Origin of the sequence: Pseudarthrobacter sp. 902506025 (assembly GCF_040702325.1) — a bacterium.
Classification (GTDB): Bacteria; Actinomycetota; Actinomycetes; order Actinomycetales; family Micrococcaceae; genus Arthrobacter.
The window spans coordinates 14,032-31,810 of record NZ_JBFBKW010000013.1; the positions used below are offsets into that span (position 1 = coordinate 14,032).

At 67.4% G+C, this 17,779-nt stretch carries 14 protein-coding genes; 4 read left to right on the top strand and 10 right to left on the bottom strand.

Features of this window, described 5'->3' with window-relative positions; genetic code table 11:
• Window positions 1-129: 129 nt before the first annotated feature.
• From AB0280_RS19100 to AB0280_RS19110, 3 genes are read left to right on the top strand one after another with little or no spacing between them, the layout of a single operon-like run.
• Window positions 130-1,083 (top strand): ABC transporter substrate-binding protein, encoded by a 954-nt coding sequence (locus AB0280_RS19100; RefSeq protein WP_366368349.1) that lies wholly within the window; start codon window positions 130-132, stop codon window positions 1,081-1,083.
• A gap of 35 nt (window positions 1,084-1,118) precedes the next feature.
• A complete protein-coding gene (locus AB0280_RS19105) occupies window positions 1,119-2,078 on the top strand; it encodes an amino acid ABC transporter permease (RefSeq protein ID WP_366368351.1) in 960 nt (319 codons plus the stop codon).
• Window positions 2,075-2,851: an amino acid ABC transporter ATP-binding protein gene (locus AB0280_RS19110; protein ID WP_141182203.1), complete on the top strand. Its 777-nt coding sequence runs from the start codon at window positions 2,075-2,077 to the stop codon at window positions 2,849-2,851. The genes AB0280_RS19105 and AB0280_RS19110 overlap by 4 nt, the downstream gene beginning before the upstream one ends.
• 99 nt (window positions 2,852-2,950) lie before the next feature.
• Here the strand turns inward: AB0280_RS19110 and menD are convergent, their stop codons facing one another.
• Window positions 2,951-4,711, bottom strand: a complete 1,761-nt coding sequence (menD, locus tag AB0280_RS19115) for a 2-succinyl-5-enolpyruvyl-6-hydroxy-3-cyclohexene-1-carboxylic-acid synthase (RefSeq protein ID WP_425328628.1) — start codon at window positions 4,709-4,711, stop codon at window positions 2,951-2,953.
• A 303-nt stretch (window positions 4,712-5,014) separates the two neighbouring features.
• Between menD and AB0280_RS19120 the strand changes: the two genes are divergently transcribed.
• Complete coding sequence (locus AB0280_RS19120) at window positions 5,015-6,103, top strand: LacI family DNA-binding transcriptional regulator (RefSeq protein WP_366368353.1); 1,089 nt, start codon at window positions 5,015-5,017, stop codon at window positions 6,101-6,103.
• A gap of 41 nt (window positions 6,104-6,144) precedes the next feature.
• Here the strand turns inward: AB0280_RS19120 and AB0280_RS19125 are convergent, their stop codons facing one another.
• The 9 genes from AB0280_RS19125 to AB0280_RS19165 form a co-directional block, all read right to left on the bottom strand.
• Window positions 6,145-7,539, bottom strand: coding sequence for a glycoside hydrolase family 32 protein (locus tag AB0280_RS19125; protein WP_366368355.1), 1,395 nt, complete (start codon window positions 7,537-7,539; stop codon window positions 6,145-6,147).
• 32 nt (window positions 7,540-7,571) lie between these two features.
• Window positions 7,572-8,474 carry a carbohydrate ABC transporter permease gene (locus AB0280_RS19130; protein WP_366368356.1) on the bottom strand — a complete coding sequence of 301 codons (903 nt, stop codon included), beginning with the start codon at window positions 8,472-8,474 and terminating at the stop codon, window positions 7,572-7,574.
• A gap of 8 nt (window positions 8,475-8,482) precedes the next feature.
• On the bottom strand, window positions 8,483-9,484 hold the full coding sequence (locus tag AB0280_RS19135; protein ID WP_366368357.1) for a carbohydrate ABC transporter permease: 1,002 nt from the start codon (window positions 9,482-9,484) through the stop codon (window positions 8,483-8,485).
• Window positions 9,481-10,902 carry an extracellular solute-binding protein gene (locus AB0280_RS19140; RefSeq protein WP_366368358.1) on the bottom strand — a complete coding sequence of 474 codons (1,422 nt, stop codon included), beginning with the start codon at window positions 10,900-10,902 and terminating at the stop codon, window positions 9,481-9,483. The genes AB0280_RS19135 and AB0280_RS19140 overlap by 4 nt, the downstream gene beginning before the upstream one ends.
• A gap of 272 nt (window positions 10,903-11,174) precedes the next feature.
• A complete protein-coding gene (locus AB0280_RS19145; protein ID WP_366368359.1) occupies window positions 11,175-13,241 on the bottom strand; it encodes a PhoX family protein in 2,067 nt (688 codons plus the stop codon).
• A gap of 128 nt (window positions 13,242-13,369) precedes the next feature.
• Window positions 13,370-13,741, bottom strand: coding sequence for a hypothetical protein (locus AB0280_RS19150; protein WP_366368361.1), 372 nt, complete (start codon window positions 13,739-13,741; stop codon window positions 13,370-13,372).
• A gap of 13 nt (window positions 13,742-13,754) precedes the next feature.
• The gene (locus tag AB0280_RS19155) at window positions 13,755-14,795 is read right to left on the bottom strand and encodes an o-succinylbenzoate synthase (protein ID WP_275179722.1); all 1,041 of its coding nucleotides are present in this window, start codon (window positions 14,793-14,795) and stop codon (window positions 13,755-13,757) included.
• A 37-nt stretch (window positions 14,796-14,832) separates the two neighbouring features.
• A complete protein-coding gene (locus AB0280_RS19160; RefSeq protein ID WP_159636197.1) occupies window positions 14,833-16,293 on the bottom strand; it encodes an aminotransferase class I/II-fold pyridoxal phosphate-dependent enzyme in 1,461 nt (486 codons plus the stop codon).
• A gap of 93 nt (window positions 16,294-16,386) precedes the next feature.
• Window positions 16,387-17,739: an Nramp family divalent metal transporter gene (locus AB0280_RS19165; protein ID WP_366368363.1), complete on the bottom strand. Its 1,353-nt coding sequence runs from the start codon at window positions 17,737-17,739 to the stop codon at window positions 16,387-16,389.
• Window positions 17,740-17,779 lie beyond the last annotated feature (40 nt).

Here is a 17,779-nt window from a genome sequence, read left to right on the forward strand (position 1 = left end):
AGGCTTGATTTTGTCACCGTTACAGTTATCCAATAGTGAAACTTAGTTGCGTGTGACGTACCTCTCTTGTTGAGCGTTACACTATAAGCCGCGTTAGTACCTCATAGCCCCTGCAACAAAAGGTAAGAAATGCAGACTCCCCGTACCCTCCTGGGCACTTCCAAGCTGACCGCCGCCACTATGATCGCCATCAGCGCCCTGGCCCTCTCAGCATGCACCAACGCCTCGGAAACGGGTCCCTCGAGCGCGGCCACCCCGTCGGGCAGCGCCAGCGCCAGCTTTGATCCCACCACCGTCAAGAAGGACGACGCCCTGGCCGCCATGGTTCCGGACGCCATCAAGTCGAAGGGCACCATCACGGTCGGCTCCGACACCAGCTACGCCCCCGCCGAATTCCTCGGTACGGACGGCCAGACACCCGTCGGCTACGACGTGGACATCGCCAAGGCCATCGGCGCCACCCTGGGACTCAAGGTCCAGGTCCAGACCGCAGAGTTCACCGGCATCCTTCCGGCCCTCGGCCCCAAGTACGATCTGGGCATCTCCTCGTTCACCATCAACCCGGAGCGTTTGGGCGCAGTGAACATGGTCAGCTACTTCAACGCAGGCACCGCCTGGGCCGTGAAGAAGGGCAACCCCAACAAGTTCTCCCTGGACGACGTGTGCGGCAAGTCCATCGGTGTGCAGACCGGCACCGTCCAGGAAGATCCGGACCTGGCCGACCGCAACAAGAAATGTGTTGCTGACGGCAAGAAGCCCATCGACATCGTCACCCTGAAGAACCAGACGGATGTCACCACCCGCCTGGTGAACGGCAGCATCGACGCCATGGCTGCCGACTCCCCCATCATCGGCTACGCCCTGACCCAGACCAACGGCCAGCTGGAGAAGCTGGGCGACGTCTACGACTCCGCTCCGCAGGGCATCGCCGTGGCGAAGGCTGACACCGCCTGGGCAGAGGTCATCCAGAAGACCGTCACCAAGCTGATGGAAGACGGCTCCTACAAGAAGATCCTGGACGGCTGGGGCAACTCTGAAGGCGCCATCACCAAGTCCGAGGTCAACCCGGCGGTCAAGTCTTGAGTTTTCGCGTTACCGACGACAAGTCAGGTGTGCACATGGACGGCCAGCATAAGGACGACGCACCGGTACTGAACAAAGCCGTGCCGGTGCGGCACCCGGGCCGATGGATCAGCGCGTTCATCATCCTGGCGCTGGTCGTTCTGTTCCTGCAGAGCCTGTTTACCAACCCCAACTTCCGCTGGGATGTGGTGGGCACCTACATCCTGGACGTCAAGGTGGTCCAGGGCGTGGGCTGGACGCTTCTGCTGACGGTCACCTCCATGGTCCTGGCCATCGTCCTGGCCATCCTGCTGGCGTTCATGCGCCAGTCTGACAACCCTGTGTTCCGCTGGTCCAGCTGGGTGTGGGTGTGGTTCTTCCGTGGAACACCCGTCTACACCCAGCTGGTGCTGTGGGGCCTGATTTCGGTTCTGTACCCCAAGATCAGCGCGGGCGTGCCGTTCGGACCCGAGCTCTTCAGCCTGGACACCGCGGCAGTCATCAACGCCACCGTGGCAGCCATCCTCGGCCTCGGCCTGAACGAATCGGCCTACCTCGCGGAAATTTTCCGCGCGGGCCTGAAATCCGTTGACCGCGGGCAGATGGAGGCGGCCGAGGCATTGGGCATGGGCAAGGCGAAGATCATGTGGCGGATCATCCTGCCGCAGGCCATGCGCGTCATTGTTCCGCCCACGGGCAACGAAACCATCGGCATGCTGAAGACCACCTCGCTGGTCCTGGCCGTGCCGTTCACCTTGGACCTCACCTTCGCCACCAACGCCCTGGCCAACCGGACCTACCTCCCGGTTCCGTTGCTGATCGTGGCCGCCATTTGGTACCTGGTGATCACCAGCATCCTGATGGTGGGACAGCACTACATTGAGGCGTACTACGGCAAGGGCGTCGACAATCTCGCGCCGGCGGGCAAGCCAGTGGCCAAGTCGGCCCGCGTGGCCCTGAGCCAGGACGGCGGACGGTCAATAGAAACGGACTTCCCCGAGGAGAGTGCACGATGACCGTCACAGCAGAGAAGCCGCTGGTCAAGATCGAGGGCCTCCACAAGTACTACGGGCACCACCATGTACTCCGGGGCATCGACATGACCGTGAACCAGGGCGAAGTGTCGGTGGTGATCGGGCCGTCGGGTTCCGGCAAGTCCACCATGCTGCGCTGCGTGAACCTTCTGGAGAGCATCAGCGCCGGCCGGATCTCCGTGGGTGGCCAGCTGATCGGCTACCGCGAGGTCAACGGCAAGCTCCACGACCTCAAGACCAAGGAAATCGCCGCCCAGCGCCGCGAAATCGGCATGGTGTTCCAGCGGTTTAACCTGTTCCCCCACAAGACCGCGCTGCAGAACGTCATGGAAGCGCCGGTGCACGTGAAGGGCCAGTCCAAGGCTGCCGCCCAGAAGCGTGCGCTGGAACTGCTGGACCGCGTAGGGCTGGCGGACCGTTCCGGCCACTACCCCTCCCAGCTCTCCGGTGGCCAGCAGCAGCGCGTAGCCATCGCCCGGGCCCTGGCCATGGACCCGGAACTCATGCTGTTCGACGAGCCCACGTCCGCCCTGGACCCGGAGCTGGTGGGCGATGTCCTGAACGTGATGAAGGACCTGGCCAAGTCCGGCATGACCATGATCGTGGTGACCCACGAGATCGGCTTCGCCCGCGAGGTGGGTGACACGCTGACCTTCATGGACGGCGGTGTGGTGGTGGAGTCGGGCGATCCCCGCGAGATCATCGCCAACCCGCAGCATGCGCGCACCAAGGAGTTCCTGGGCCGCGTGCTCTGACACGGTTCCTCACTTTCGACACGCAAATGCCCTGTCGCCGCCGGTATTCCGGCAGAGGCAGGGCATTTCCGCGTCGTGGGGTAATGTGCGCGTCGGCAGCTACTGCCCGGAGAGCACTGCCTCCACGGCGGCAGAAACTGCTTCCTTGATCCGGGCGTGGAGCTCCCGCAGCGCCCGCCGGTCCGTGCGGACCTCAACGATGCTGCGCCCCTGCACAGGCCGGCCCAGCGCCTCGGCGAGTCCCGCCGTCGTACTGACCAGGGAATGCCCGACGCCGTACGCTGCGGCGAGTGCCGCGATGTCCACGGAGTGCGGGGTGCCGAAGAGGCGTTCGACGGCGTCTCCGTAGCGGCCGCCTTCCTCCACTCCCCCGTGCTCGAGCAGGCTGAAGATGGCGCCGCCGGAATCATTCAGGACCACGATCCGCAGGTCCGGCTGTTCTTCGCCAGCGCCGAGGAGGAGGCCGCCGGCGTCATGCAGGAAGGTCACGTCGCCCAGCAGGACGGTGGTCTGCTGGCGGCCGCCGAGGGCGATACCGGTGGCGGTGGAGATGGTGCCGTCGATGCCGGCCAGGCCCCGGTTGGCGTACACGATGGCGGCTGGATCCGCGGCGGGAAGGCCGGCGAGGTCAACGTCGCGGATGCCGTTGGAGGAACCGAGCAGCAGCTGGCCGCGTGAGTGCTTCCAGACCAGCGCCGCCACGGACGGTCCGTTGGTGGCGGCCTCCGCGGACACCACCCGGTCCAGCGCGTGCTGCGCGGCCGATCCGGCCAGCAACCATGTGTCCAGCCAGGTGGAACTGCCGCGGCCGGCGAATTCGGCCAGGTCCGCCAGGTTTTCCAGCGGCAGCTCGGTGCGGCGCCCGGGCTCGTACCAGGCGACCGGAACCGGCTGGTACAGGGCCGATTCGACGTCGGCACTGGCCAGCAGCGCGGCCACCGGACGGGACAGCGTGGGCCGGCCGAACAGCACCACGCGTTCGATCGGTTGCGCGGAACCGGCCCGGAAGTGCTCCAGCAGCAGCCGGTACGGGCCCACGGCATTGGGACCGAAGCGGGAGTTGGAGGATGGCTCAGCGAGCAGCGGCAGGTTGTGGGCGCGGGCAAATGCTTCGGCAACCGGACCGGCGTCGTGCCCGGCGAGCACCACTGTGCGCCGCTCGGGCAGGGTGTCCGGCGCCGCCGGCAGGTTCATGACCAGGGGCTCGGATCCCACCCGGTAGCGCTGCCGCTCCACGGCGTCGGGCAGCCGGTCCCCGGGGGCCGGAACCAGCGGGTCGCGGAACGCGAGGTTGAGCTGGACCGGGCCCGGCGCAAGGTCCGGGAAGGCGCCGGTGGCTGCGGAGAGTCCGGTCTGGACGGCCCGCTCGGGGTTGCTGCCGGCGGGAACATCGGCGGCGAACCGGACGTGCTCGCCAAAGAGGTCCGGCTGCACCGTGGTCTGGTTGGCCCCCGTTCCGCGCAGCTCATCGGGCCGGTCTGCTGACAGGACGATCAGCGGGACGGCGGCATGGTTGGCTTCCATCACCGCGGGCATGAGGTTTCCGACGGCGGTTCCGGACGTGGTCAGGACGGCTGCGGGCGAGCCACTGGACAGGGCCAGGCCAAGCGCGGTGAATCCTGCGGAACGCTCATCGATGCGGACCAGCAGGTCCACCCGGCCCGCGGCGGAGGCTTCGGCGAGGGCGTATGCCATGGGGGCCGACCGCGAACCCGGCGATACCACCACGTGCCGCACGCCGCCGTCGAGCAGGACGTCGACGGCGATCCTCGCCGCAGCGAGCGCACTCAGCTCAGCGTCGGGGGCGTCAGGGCTGCTCAGCCCGGGGGTGTCCGGGGTTGGTTCGTTCAACGAAGTCACCAACCCAGTTTGCCACCCTCCAACGCCCCATCACCTCCAGCCCCAATCCACCACACGCCCCATCACCTCCAGCCCCAATCCACCACACGCCCCATCACCTCCAGCCCCAATCCACCACACGCCCCATCACCTCCTGCCTTGATAGGCCCGAAAGGTGATGGGGCGTTCCCGAAAAGGGGGCTAAAGGTGATGGGGCGTCGCCGAAAAGGGAGCTAGAGGTGATGGGGCGTCGGGAGAGCGGAAGCTCACACGAGTTAGGTAAACTTCACCCAAGCAAGAGATCCCAGCATCCGAAGGACCACCATGAAGCGCAAGGCCACCGCCCTCGACGTCGCCAAGCTGGCGGGCGTTTCGCGCAGTGCCGTGTCGCTCGTGCTGAACGGACGCGGCGACGGAAACGTAGCCCTGGAAAGCCAGCAGCGGATCCGGGAAGCGGCGGCAGCGCTCAACTACTCCCCCAACAAGATCGCCCTGAGCCTGCGCAACCAGCAGTCGCGGGTCATCGGCATCGTGTCCGACCAGGTGGTCACCAGCCCCTTTGACGGCAACATCATTGCCGGCGCGGATGCGGTGGCCCGGGAACACGGATTCGTGACCGTGGTGATGGACACCGAGCTGGACGAGTCCCGCGACGAGAGCGCCGTGGAAACCCTGCTGGACCGCCAGGTGGACGGCCTGATGTACGTGACCGTGGGCCTGCGGCCGCTGCATGTGCCCGCAAACATGGCCCGCGTCCCGTCGATCCTTGCCAACTGCTTCGATGACCGGCCGGAGGCAGGGCTTCCGGCCGTGATTCCTGACGAAGTGCGCGGCGGCCAGGAAGCCGCGGAGCACGTAATGTCGCTGGGCCACCGGGACATCGCGTTCCTCGCCGGCGACTCCCTGACGCCCGCGGCGCCCCGCCGGATCGAGGGCTACCGGGCGGCCTTCAGCGGCGCGGGGATGCCTGTCAACGAGGACCGCGTCATCCAGGTGGGCTGGGACATCGACGCCGGCTTCCACGGCGCCATGAAACTCCTCGAAGGCGTGAAACCGGCCGCCCGGCCCACCGCCATCCTGTGCGCCAACGACCGCCTGGCTATCGGTGTGGTGCTGGCCTGCTACCGGCTGGGCCTGAGCGTCCCGCAGGACGTGTCCGTCATGGGGTACGACGACGAGTTCCGCATCGCGAAGGCCATGGTCCCGGCGCTGAGCACCATGGCCCTGCCGCTCCGGGAGATGGGAGCCGCCGCCATGGCGTCGCTGCTCGCCGAGGTGGGGTCGGCACCGGAGGGAACGTCCGACGACGACGGCCCGGCTGCCGCCGCCGTCTCCGGCACCGCGGGGGAAACGATGGTTCCCTGCCGGTTGGTGGTCAGGGAATCCACCGGCCCGGTCCCGGCCGGACGCTGACCACGCCGCGGCCGGGACCCGCCGGGCCGGTTTGGAGGGGGCTACGCGGGCCTGGCCAGGCTCCAGACGTCCGCCGTTGCCCCTGCGGGAAGGCTCAGTTGCCACTCCTTCCCCACAGCCGGGTAAGCACGCAGCGTGGTTGCCACCGACCCGGAACGGTACACCTCAACCAGGGAGGCATCCACGAACATTCGCAGCTCCTCCCCCGCGTCGACGCTGCCGCTGAAGACCACCTGCCGGCTTCCGTTCCCCACCAGGAGCAGCTCCACAGCACCGCCCATTCCTGCGGTGACCACAGCCTCGGCGAAGGCAGGCAACCGCACCGTCCCGGATGCCTGGCCGGCGAGCAGCTCTCCGCGATAGGCATCAATTTCCGGGGCCGGGCGCACCGCCAGGGCGCCGTCCACAATCGACAGCTCGCGCGGGAAGGTCAGGACTCCGGCCCACCCGGCGGCGTCGATCTCTTCCTGGCTGCGGCCGCGGCGCCCGTCCCGCCCCGGGCCTTCGTTGGCCCATCCCCACAGCAGGGCCCGGTTTTCCAGGGACACCACCTGCGGAGCGTAGAAGTCGCGGCCCAGATCGGACTTTCCGCCGGTCCGCGGCGTGAAGACGGGCAGCCCGGTGGCGGGGTCTTCGGCCAGCGATCCGATCAGGTGGCCCACCCCGTTGGCGTGTTCGTGTGAGTCGCCGGCGAGCCAGAGGGAGAACATCATCAGCCATGTGCCCCCGCCAGGGGCATCGTTGTCGGGCACCTGCACCAGCTGCGGGCATTCCCAGATCTCGGCCGGGGTGAACGTAGCGGCAACCGGGTTCTCCGAGGTCAGCCAGATGCCCTGGTACTTCCAGTCGGCCAGGTCGTCCACGGTGTAGAGCAGCAGGGCGGCGTGCCCGTTGGCCAGTCCGGCGCCCTGCATGGCGTACCGCTTGCCGTTGAAGCGGAAAATGAACGGGTCCCGCACGGCGGTGACCTGTCCGTCGGCGGGCATGGTGGCGGCCACGTGGCCTGCCTGCTCCCAGTGGATAAGGTCCTCCGAGCCGCGGGCGATGACCACCTGTGAGTGGCCCCCGTCGCCGCGGACGCCGGAGTACGCAGCGGTGGGAACACCGTCGTCGTCCGTGACCACCCCGGTCCAGCAGCCGTACTCGTCGGGGCCGCCGTCCTGCGGGCGAAGCGCCACGGGGTGCTCCTCCCAGCGGACCAGGTCCGCCGAGCTCACATGTCCCCAGGCGATCCGGTGGTGCCGGGCCGAGTCCGGGTTGTACTGGAAGAAGACGTGGTACCGGCCATTGACGAAGCTGATGCCGTTGGGGTCGTTGATCCAGCCCTGACCGGGGCGCGGGTGGAAGCGGGGGAAGGCGGGGTCGGGGTGGGCGGCGGCAACGTCGTCGAAGGTGACGGTGCCGGGGTGGACGGCGGCGAGGTCCGGGGAGGTCATGGAACGGCCTTTCGGGCTGGAGGGAAGGAGGTTTACTTGCCGGTTCCGGCCGTGAGGCCGTCCTGCAGGGCGCGTTGGCCGAAGATGAAGACCACCAGCGCGGGGATCATGGACAGGACTACGCCCGCCAGGACCACCGAGATGCTGCCGGTGCCCAGGTTTCCCTGAAGCGACACGAGACCCAAGGGAAGCGTGAAGTTCTGTTCGGAAATGGTGAGGATGAGCGGGCGGAAGAACTCGTTCCAGTGGAAGTTGAACGCGAGGATTCCCACGATCGCCATGCCGGGCATCGCCAGCGGCGCGTACACGGAACGGAATGTCCGCCACGGGCTGGCGCCGTCGATCGAGGCGGCTTCGGCGAGTTCGGCCGGCAGCCCCATGAAGTACTGGCGCATCAGGAACGTGCCGAATGCCGTCGGGATGGCGGGGAGGATCAGGGCGAGCAGGGTGTCGGACAGGCCCATGCCGCGGATCAGCATGAAGACGGGGACGATCGTCACCTGCACGGGTACCATCATCGTGGCCAGCACGATCGAGAACAGCGCCGCGCGTCCGCGGAATTTCAGGTGCGCGAACGCGTAGCCGGCCAAGGCGGCGGAGACCATCTGGCCCACCGCGATTATTCCGGTGACCAGGGCGCTGTTGAGGACCAGCAGGAAGATATTCAGCTGCTTGAATACCTCCCCGTACGAGGTGAAGTCCGGGTTCCAGGGTATGAACGACGGCGGCAGCTTGAACGATTCCGACGGCGACCGCAGCGACGTGGACAGCGTCCAGAGCACCGGACCGAGCGTGAGGGCGGCCGCGAGCAGCAGCAGGAGGGTCCGGACGGCGAAGCTCCAGTTGAACTTCTTCCGGTTGGGCGTGGTGACGGGAAGGCCTTGGGAGAGCCGGGGTGAATGTCCGGCCAGGCCGTGGTCAGTTGTGGTTGTCATGGCTGGCCTTACTGGTAGAAGACGAATCGTTTGCTGAGCCGGAACTGTGCGGCCGTGATGGCCATGATGATCAGCGTGAGCAGCACGCCGATCGCGGACGCCTGGCCGAATTCGAGCCGCTGGAACGCCGATTCGAAAATCACCATGACGGCGGTGCGGGTGGAGTCGCCGGGACCGCCGCGGGTCAGGACGTAGGGCTGGTCGAAGACCTGCAGGGCGCTGATGATGGCCATGACGGAGGCGACGAGGGTGGTGGGGCTCAGCAGCGGCAACGTCACGTGGAGGTGCTTGCGCCAGCCGGTGGCGCCGTCGATCGCGGCAGCCTCGTATGTCTCGACGGGAATGGAGGCCAGGCCCCCGATGAACAGGAGGAAGGAGAAACCGAAGTTCTGCCAGACGTACACCAGGATCACGACGGCGGCCGATCCGCCCGGGGTGGTCAGCCAGGGAACGGCGGGGATGCCCACCAGGGACAGGAACCAGTTGACTACGCCGAACTGTTCGTTGAAGAGGTACCGCATGAAGATGGACACCGAGGCGGCGGACAGGATCAGCGGGAAGAAGAACGCGGACCGGAAGAACACCCGCAGCCACGCCGGCATCTTCTCCTGCACCATAACCGCCAGTGCCAGGGCCAGGCCCAACTGCAGTGCCACCGCCACCACCACGAACACGATGGTGTTCAGGAAGGACACCCGCACGGTGGGGTCCTGGACCACCTCCGAGAAGTTGTCGAAGCCCACAAAGCTGGGGGCCGAGATGATGTCCCAGCGGAAGAAGGCCAAGACAACCGAGGCCACGATGGGGACCAGGGTGAACAGGCCCATGCCCAGGATGGTGGGTGCCAGGAAGATCCAGGCCAGCCAGCGCTGGTTGTGCCTGGCTCCGCTGCGGCCTCCGGCGTTGTAGGCACCGCTGGTGCCGCCGACGCCGCTGGTGCGGGCCGTCGTCGTACTTGCCCGGCCGGCCGCCCGCTCGGGCCGTTCCCGGGGCGGGGTGGTGGTGCTCATGACTGCCTCCTCAGGGCAAGTTCAAGGTCGCGCTGCATGGATGCGAGGGCCTGCTTGAGCTGCTGCTCGTCCCCGCTGACGGCAAGGGATACGTTCTTCATCAGGGCCGTTTCGACGGCGGCCTGCTGGGGTGGTGCCGGGATGGGGCCCGTGGTGGGGAACCGGTCCAGGGTGTCGTAGAAGACCTTCCAGTGGGCGGGGCCCTTGCCGGCGTACAGCTGTTCGTTGACCATGGAGCGGCGCGCCGGCGTGGTGATCGGGTTGGGGAAGATCAGTTCCATTGCCTCGCGGCTGGAGCTGAACTTGATCCATTCCCAGGCGGCGTCCTTGTCCTTGGCGGTCTTCATGATCGCGTAGCCGGCGGTGCCAAACTGGTGGCGCTGGGTCTTCCAGCGCGGGAAGAACTGGACGTCGAAGTCGTTGGCGCCCATGCCGGCCTCGTGCAGCCCCTGCACCCAGTAGCCGCCGGCGGGAGTGGTTCCAATGCGGTTGGAGGCGAACAGGCCCACCAGGGAACTGCCGCCGCCTTCTTCCGGCCGGACGCCCAGTCCGTCCTTAACCAGGCCCCGGAGGTAGTCGAAGGACTCGAACACGCGGTCGTCGTTGGCGTTCGGTTCCAGCCACTGGTAACCGCCGGAGCGGAGGCTGCGGGAGGGGTCGTTGGCGTAGAAGCCGTCCCAGAGCCAGTCGCCGCCCGCGGACCTGGTCTCCTTGAGGAAGCTGGTGTCATTGGCGTAGAGCCACGGCACCACGCCGCCGAAGAGCCGGTTGGTCCAGTAGTAAGGCGTGAAGTCAGAGGTCCGGGCCTTGCGCATCGCGGCGAGGCTGTTGCGGAAATCGATGTGGGTCCAGTCGTCAGCCGGCCGGTCCAGGCCTGCCTGCGCGAAGGCGGCGGTATTGTAGTACATGTTGGCCGCGTTCCAGTCCATGGGGAGCTGGTACAGGCTGCCCTTGTACATGAAGGCTTCCACCAGGCTGGGGTGGACATCATCGAAGAATTCGCGCATGTCCGCGGCGTCGCGGCGGATGTATTCGTCCAGCGGGTGGGCCAGCTTTTCGGCGAACAGCTGGGCGCCCTCGGTGGCTACGTACACCACGTCCGGCGGCGTGCCCGCGGCCACCATGGTGAGGATCTTGGTGAAGAAGTCTTTCCAGTCCACGGCCTGGATGGCCTGGACCTTGACCCGGATGTCCGGGTGGAGGCGGGTGAATGCGTCGATGGCGCGCTGGCGGGCGGCGGCGTCCGCGGCGGTGCCCATGATGGCGATGCTGAGGCTGTTGTCTCCGCGGCCCGGAATGTCCGTTCCGGAGAGCCGCGGCCACGACGCCACGGTTGCTCCGATGATTCCCGCGCCGAGGGCACCAAGGGCGGTACGGCGGGAGATGTCCCGCAGGTGCCCGTTTATGGCTCCGGTCATGTCATTTCCTTCCTAACACGTGTTAGGAACTGTAGATGACCGACCTAACACGTGTCAAGCATCACATGGAGCGCTTCCGCGGCAGCTGGGTAAGGCCTGCGTTTAACCCCGGAACGCCCGCCCACCGTTCCGCCGGAAGGGGCAGAAGGTGAGCGGGCGTTGATGGAAAAGCGGCCGAAGGTGATGGCGCGTCCCCGGAAAAGCCACCAAAGGTGATGGCGCGCCCCCGGAAAGACGGCCAAAGGTGATGGCGCGTCCAGGGTGGGCGGGGGTTAGCCGCGGAACACCTGGACCACTGAGGGACGGGGCGCGCGCACCTGGCCGGGGGCCGGCGTCGTGCCTGCCGGGACGTAGTCCGGGAAGAACGAGTGCGGCGCCTCGAAGGTGCCTTCCTCGCCCGGGTGCTGCACGGAGACGAACACGGTGCGCTCGTCATCGTGGATGACCGGGCCGCAGGTTTCGGCGTCGCGGGGAACGGAAAGGAACTGCTCCACCTTGCCGCGCTCGGCGCCGTCCAGGGTGACCTTGAAGAGGCCGTCGTTGTAGCCGATGCCGGAGGGGGCGCCGTCGGTGGAGATCCAGAGGTTGCCCACGGAGTCGAACGCCACATTGTCCGGGCAGGAGATGGGCGAGACCTTGTCCGCCGGGTAGCCGGAGAAGTAGGTGACGTCGCCCTGCGCCGGATCGCCGCAGACCATCAGGAGGGTCCAGTTGAACTTCGTGGAGGTCTGGTCGCCGGTTTCGGTGATTTCCACGATGTGGCCGTCGCGGTTCTGCGTGCGCGGGTTGACCTCCGTGGCGCCTTCCTTGGTGCCGGTGCCGCGGTCGGAGTTGTTGGTGCAGACCACGTAGACCTTGCCGGTGTGCAGGCTGGGCTGGACGTCCTCGCAACGGTCCATCTTGGTGGGGCCCACTTTGTCCGCGGCCAGGCGGGTGTACACCAGGACCTCTTCGACGGACATGCCGGGGACTGCCGACTTTCCGCCGACCACCAGGGGCAGCCATTCGCCGGTCCCGTCAAACGCGCCGTCGGACGGAAGCGCCCCGGTCCCGGTGATCTCCGCGGCGGGCGAGTTGCCGGTGAACCTGGCAACGTAGAGGTCGCCCTCGGAGAGCAGGTTCATGTTGTTCCTGCGGTCGCCTTCCACGTACTTGCCCTTGGAGACGAACTTGTAGAGGTAGTCGAACTTCTCGTCGTCGCCCATGTACGCCACCACGTGGCCGGATTCGGCCACGATCACGTTGGCGCCCTCGTGCTTGAAGCGGCCCATGGCGGAGCGCTTCTTGGGGGTGGATGTGGGATCGAACGGGTCGACTTCGACGATCCAGCCGAAGCGGTTGGCCTCGTTCTCGTACCCGGCATTGCGCGTGTCGAAGCGGGGGTCATCGAGTTCCCACTTGCGTGCGGTGGGCTTGGCGGTGAGGCCGTAGCGCTTGTCGCCGGCTGACGTGCCGCCGGCGACGAAGTAGCCGTTGAAGTTTTCCTCGCCGGAGAGGATGGTGCCCCAGGGGGTGGTGCCGCCGGAGCAGTTGCCGAACGTGCCCTTGATGGCGCGGCCGGACGGGTCGGCCACGGTTTTCACCAGCGCCGAGCCGGCAACGGGGCCGGTCAGTTCGTAGGTGGTGTCAGAGAGGTAGCGGCGGTTCAGCGGCGCGCCCTTGACGTAGCTCCACGGCTTGGTGGTGTTCTTGCGCTCCAGCTCCACCACAGCCAGGCCGTGGGCGGCGCGGCCGATGGCACGGGTTTCCACGGGGTCATAGCCGGCCGGCACCATGATGTTTTCGTTGGTGTACTCGTGGTTGGTGAACAACACCGCGCGGCGGCCCTTGCTGCCCGGGATCTCCACGATGTCCGTGTAGTCGTTGTTGTAGCCGAACTGGCGGGCCTGGGCCGCGGCCGTCTGGTTGTTCAGGTCGAACTCGGGGGAATCGCTGAACAGCGGGTCGCCCCAGCGGATGATCGGCTGCCAGGTGAAGCCCTCCGGCACGGTGAAGGCGTCGACGGCCTTGTCGACCGGCTTGATGGCCGTGAACTGAAGCTTGGAGTTTCCGAAGCCTTCCTTGGCGGCCTTGGACAGGCCCGCGGCGGAGGCAGGTTCAGCGGAGCTCACGGCTGAACCGAGGGCGACGGCGAGCGCACCGGCGGCGCCAAGGCCCAGGGCGGCGCGGCGGGACATGGTGGCGGAGGCGATGTCGCGGAAGTAGCTGTTGGAGCTGGTATTGCAGACGTCGCCGGCGCAGGCGTTGTCGCACTTGAGCGCACAGGTGACAGGGCTGCGCTTGCCCTTGGTATGGCCGAGCATGGGCAGGAGGGTGAACTTGCGGGCAGTTTCAGACATGGGGAACCTTCCGAAGGAATGTCTTTTGGGGTGCCCGCCCACCCTTCCAGCCCCTTCCTACCGGAACCCATCCATTTGATGAAGTTCGGGTTAATCGCCCGTGACCTGCAGGAACGTTGCCAAATCCCTCATTGGCTGCTCCGTGCCGGGAAGAAGGCGCGGGCGGGCAGCAGGAGCCCGGTCAGCGAAAGGGCGATGAAGAGCACCTGGTGGATGTGGTCGTCGCCCGGAGGGAGGTTTCCTATGAGATGTGCCGCCCAGAAGAACGGGTAGAACCAGAGCGCGTACCAGGCCCACCGTTCGCGCCGCCGGAAGGGCACCAGCACGATCAGCACACCGAAAAGGCCCAGTCCCGCCGAAGCCAGCCCGTCCGCCCGGTACAGACCGGCATCTCCGGCCGGCGGAAACAGGGCAACCACCACACCGAACACCAGGATGCCGGCGCTGACGGCAGCAAGGCAGAGCCAGCCCACCCGCATTGTCAGCTTCTCCCCGCGCACGGCGACACCCTACCTACTCGGCAATCGACGGGGTGAGGAGGGCGTGGACGCGGCGGAGCCGGTCCAGCCACCAGTCCCTCCGCTCAGCGGGAGCCGCAAACCGCTCCAGCAGCCCGGCGTCGGCGGCCACGTCGCGGAGGCGGATGGCGCCGTCGTCGGCCACCAAGGGGTCCAGCGTGATATCCGATTCGAACAGCGACACCGTGCCCAGGCCGCAGGCGTACGGCAGGTCCGGCAGGGCGGCGGCCAGCGCCAGCCCGGCCCGGATGCCCACGGAGGTGTCCAGTGCGGAACTGACGACGGCGGGAAGTCCGGCCTGTGCCACGATGTCCAGGGCGCGCCGCACTCCCCCAAGCGGTGCCACCTTGACCACGATCAGGTCCGCCGCACCCGCCCGGGCCACGCGGAGGGGGTCGGTCTCCTTGCGGACACTCTCGTCCGCGGCAATCAGCACCGGGGTTCCCGCGTCACGGAGCCGGGTCCGGACCTCGGCCAGGCCCTCGATGGACGGCACCGGCTGCTCTGCGTACTCGAGCCCCACCGGCGCCAGCCGCGTCAGTGCCTCCACGGCGCCCGGAACATCCCACCCGCCGTTGGCATCCACGCGGACGGCGGCATCCGGCAAAGCGGCGCGGACGGCGTGAAGCCGCGCAACGTCGTCGTCCAGTGACTGCCCCTGCTCGGCCACCTTGACCTTGACGGCGTCCACCCGCCCGAACCGTGCCAGCACGTCCGGCACCCGGTGGGCGGCGACGGCAGGGACCGTGGCATTGACCGGAACCGACGTCCGCAGCGGGGCCGGGAAACCCTGCCACCCCGCCTCGATGGCGGCAGCCAGCCAGCGGGAGGCTTCGGCGTCGCCGTACTCCGGGAACGGGCAGAACTCGCCCCAGCCCGCGGGACCCTGGAGCAGGAGGGATTCGCGCTGCATGATCCCGCGGAACTTCACCCGCATGGGCAGGCTGACCACGCGTGCTCCGGCCAGCAGTTCCGCCAGCGGGGGAACTGCTTGGGGCGGGTTGGCAGGAGCGGGCGGGAGACCGGGGTTGGGCATGCCGTTTACTGTACGCCGCAGGCCGGGTACGGCCTGGTCACTCCCGCACCACCCGGATGGTGCCCAGCGACGGGTCGGCGGGATCGGGCAGGACCATCCCGGCCTTTAGCCCCGATTCCAGGTACTCAATGACGGCTTCGTTGATCCTTTCGCCGGGAACAACCACCGGGATGCCGGGCGGGTAGGGCGTGATCTGCTCGGCAGCGACCCGTCCCACAGCTTCCCGGGCGGGCACATCCTCGCGGGGACCGAAGAAGGCGTCCCGGGGAAGGGCAACCGTTTCCAGTTCCAGGTCCGACGGCGAGGGCACGGAAACCTCCGGCGGGGCCGGAAGTGACGGGGCGGCGTCGATAAGGGCCCGCAACGCCCCCAGCAGCCGCTCCGCCGAGGCGTCGTCGTCGGCCATGGACATGGTGGCCATGATGCGGCGGTGGTCGCTGAGCCCCATGTCGATCCGGCAGTTTTCCCGCAGCCAGTCCGCCGCCTGGTAGCCGCTGATCCCCAGTCCCGAAAGGTCCATGAGGATCTGCAGCCGGTCCAGGTCGTGCGAGGATTCCTCGGCGAGGAGCTCGTCCTCGAGCACATGGATCCCGGGGAGCGCGTCGATGTCGCTGCGCAGCCTCCTGGCCAGGCCCAGGGCATTGCCAAGGAGTTCTGTCCCGTGCTGCACCATCTGGCGGCGCCAGCCGTCGATGGCCGAGTACAGGATGGCGTTGGGGCTGGTGGTCATCAGCAGGTCCGCGCACTGGGACAGGTGCGCGGCGTCCACCAGGTCCCCCTGGACGTGGTAGACGGAACCCTGCTCAAAACCGGCCCCCATCTTGTGCACCGACACCACGCAGACGTCGGCTCCGGCGCTCATTGCCCAGGTGGGCAGGTCCGCGTGGAACGGCAGGTGTGCACCCCAGGCCTCATCAACGATCAGGGGCTTCCCGCGGTCGTGGCAGATCTTCGCGATGGCGGCGATGTCCGCGCAGGTGCCGTAAGGCGTGGGGCTGACGATCAGGGCGCCGGCCGCGTCCGGGTAGCGTTCCCACATCTCCTCCACATCCGCAGGTGACGGCGGGTGGGCAATATGCAGGTTGGGGTCCCAGCGCGGGCGGATCCAGCGCGGCTGGATGCCGGAGAACACCAGTCCGGCCGTGATGGATTTGTGGGCATCGCGGCTGACCAGCAAATCACCTTTGCCGGCGGCCACGGCAATGACGGCTGCCTTTACGGACAACGAGCTGCCGCAGGTGGAGAAGAAGGCCTGGTCGGCGCCCACGGCATCAGCCATCAGCTGCTCTGCCTTCTTCAGGTATCCGCCGGAAGAGGAGCGGTCGTCCAGCCCTGCCGAGGCGAGGACGTCCGCGCGGAAGGTGTCGGCCCCGAGAATGTCCCGGACGCGGGGATCCGCGCCGCGGCCCTGCCGGTGGCCGGGCGGGGTGAAGCCGTAGCGGTCCAACTTGTGATAGCTGTCCAGTGCGTCCAGCAACGGCGCTTCGTTGTGGTCCATGCTGTTGTTCCTTTCGTTGGATCGGTCAGTAGGGTCGCGGTACGGGTTTCAAAGGGGCGGGTACGACGGCGGCAGTACCGTGAGGCGGTCGGGCTACGCTCCGGTGAGGGTCGTCCAGACGCCCACGGCGCCTGCCACCACCATGACTGCGGCGGTGAACCAGCCCAGCGTGGCTGCGAGCCTGCCGTTGCGGTACTCGCCCATGATGGCTTTGTCCCGTGAGATCAGCATGGTGACCACCAGAAACGGGGCGGCGGCAATGCCGTTGACGGTGGCGCTGAAGACCAGGAGTCCGATGGGGTCGGAGGAGAAGAAGCTGATGAGGACGCCGGCCACAATGCCCACCCCCAGCAGCGTGTAGAACAAGGGGGCGCGCCGCGGGCTGAGGTCCAGGCCCCAATCCCTGCCGAGCAGGCCGGCCAGCCCCGCTGCCCCGGAGGCTGCGAGTACCGGAACGCCGAGGATGCCGGTGCCGATGAACCCGGCGGCGAACAGGATGGTGGCGGCCGGCCCCACAACAGGGTCCAGCGCCTTGGCCACGTCGGCTGCCGTAGTCACCTCGGTGCCGTCCCTGCCCAGGGTTGCTGCCGTGGCCGCCATGATGGAGAACATCACCAGGACCGAGAAGACCATGCCGATGAAGACGTCGGCCCGGGCCTTCCGGAGGGTGTGGGCGGCGGCGGCAGCGTCCGGCCGGTCCTTCAGGCCCACGGCCTCGTCACCGCCGTGGTCCTCGGCCCGCAGTTCCTGGACCCGGTGGGCGCTCTGCCAGAAGAACAGGTACGGCGAGATGGTGGTGCCCAGCACGGCAACCACCAGGCCAAGGTATTCAGGGGCGAAACTGAACTTCATGCCCAGCATGCCTTCAAGGACGTCGGGCCAATCCACGTTGGCCACGAACAGCACCGCGACGTACGCCAGCAGGGTGAGGCACAGCCATTTGAAGACCCTCGCAATGAAAGCAAACGAACCGCTGATGAGCGCCACGGCAATCCCGATTCCCGCTACAGCACTCCAGAGGTGGTCAGGGCCGGCACCAAGCATTTGCATGCCCTGTCCGATTGCCATGAGGTCCGCTGCGGCATTGAGGATGTTGCCCACCAGCAGGGCGATGATGAGCACGGCGATCACCACCCGCGGGCGGCGGGTGAACTTGCGCCGGGCCAGCCTGCCCAGGCTTTCGCCGGTAGCCAGCGCGGTACGGTCGCAGATCTCCTGGACCGCCATCATCATGGGCAGGACCACCGGCGCGGTCCACAGCATGCCGTTGGAGAAGGTGGCGCCGGCCTTTGCATAGGTGGCAATCCCCGATGGGTCATCGTCCGCGGCACCGGTCACCAGGCCGGGGCCGAGGAGTGAACTGAAACGGCGCAGGAGGGACCTGGGTGCTGCGCCAGGGGCCGTGCCCTCAACCTGGGGTGGCACGGTGGTTTCGGCCTTGCTCATCCGGTCTTCTCCGCTCGAGATCGGCTGCCAAGCCCCCCAC

Excerpts from the sequence above, each read along its gene's own strand:
- AB0280_RS19155 (WP_275179722.1), bottom strand. The coding sequence starts at position 14,795 with ATGCCCAACCCCGGTCTCCCGCCCGCTCCTGCCAACCCGCCCCAAGCA.
- AB0280_RS19145 (WP_366368359.1), bottom strand. The coding sequence starts at position 13,241 with ATGTCTGAAACTGCCCGCAAGTTCACCCTCCTGCCCATGCTCGGCCAT.
- AB0280_RS19135 (WP_366368357.1), bottom strand. The coding sequence starts at position 9,484 with ATGAGCACCACCACCCCGCCCCGGGAACGGCCCGAGCGGGCGGCCGGC.
- AB0280_RS19160 (WP_159636197.1), bottom strand. The coding sequence starts at position 16,293 with ATGGACCACAACGAAGCGCCGTTGCTGGACGCACTGGACAGCTATCAC.
- AB0280_RS19165 (WP_366368363.1), bottom strand. The coding sequence starts at position 17,739 with ATGAGCAAGGCCGAAACCACCGTGCCACCCCAGGTTGAGGGCACGGCC.
- AB0280_RS19140 (WP_366368358.1), bottom strand. The coding sequence starts at position 10,902 with ATGACCGGAGCCATAAACGGGCACCTGCGGGACATCTCCCGCCGTACC.
- AB0280_RS19110 (WP_141182203.1), top strand. The coding sequence starts at position 2,075 with ATGACCGTCACAGCAGAGAAGCCGCTGGTCAAGATCGAGGGCCTCCAC.
- AB0280_RS19100 (WP_366368349.1), top strand. The coding sequence starts at position 130 with ATGCAGACTCCCCGTACCCTCCTGGGCACTTCCAAGCTGACCGCCGCC.
- AB0280_RS19125 (WP_366368355.1), bottom strand. The coding sequence starts at position 7,539 with ATGACCTCCCCGGACCTCGCCGCCGTCCACCCCGGCACCGTCACCTTC.
- AB0280_RS19120 (WP_366368353.1), top strand. The coding sequence starts at position 5,015 with ATGAAGCGCAAGGCCACCGCCCTCGACGTCGCCAAGCTGGCGGGCGTT.
- AB0280_RS19105 (WP_366368351.1), top strand. The coding sequence starts at position 1,119 with ATGGACGGCCAGCATAAGGACGACGCACCGGTACTGAACAAAGCCGTG.
- AB0280_RS19130 (WP_366368356.1), bottom strand. The coding sequence starts at position 8,474 with ATGACAACCACAACTGACCACGGCCTGGCCGGACATTCACCCCGGCTC.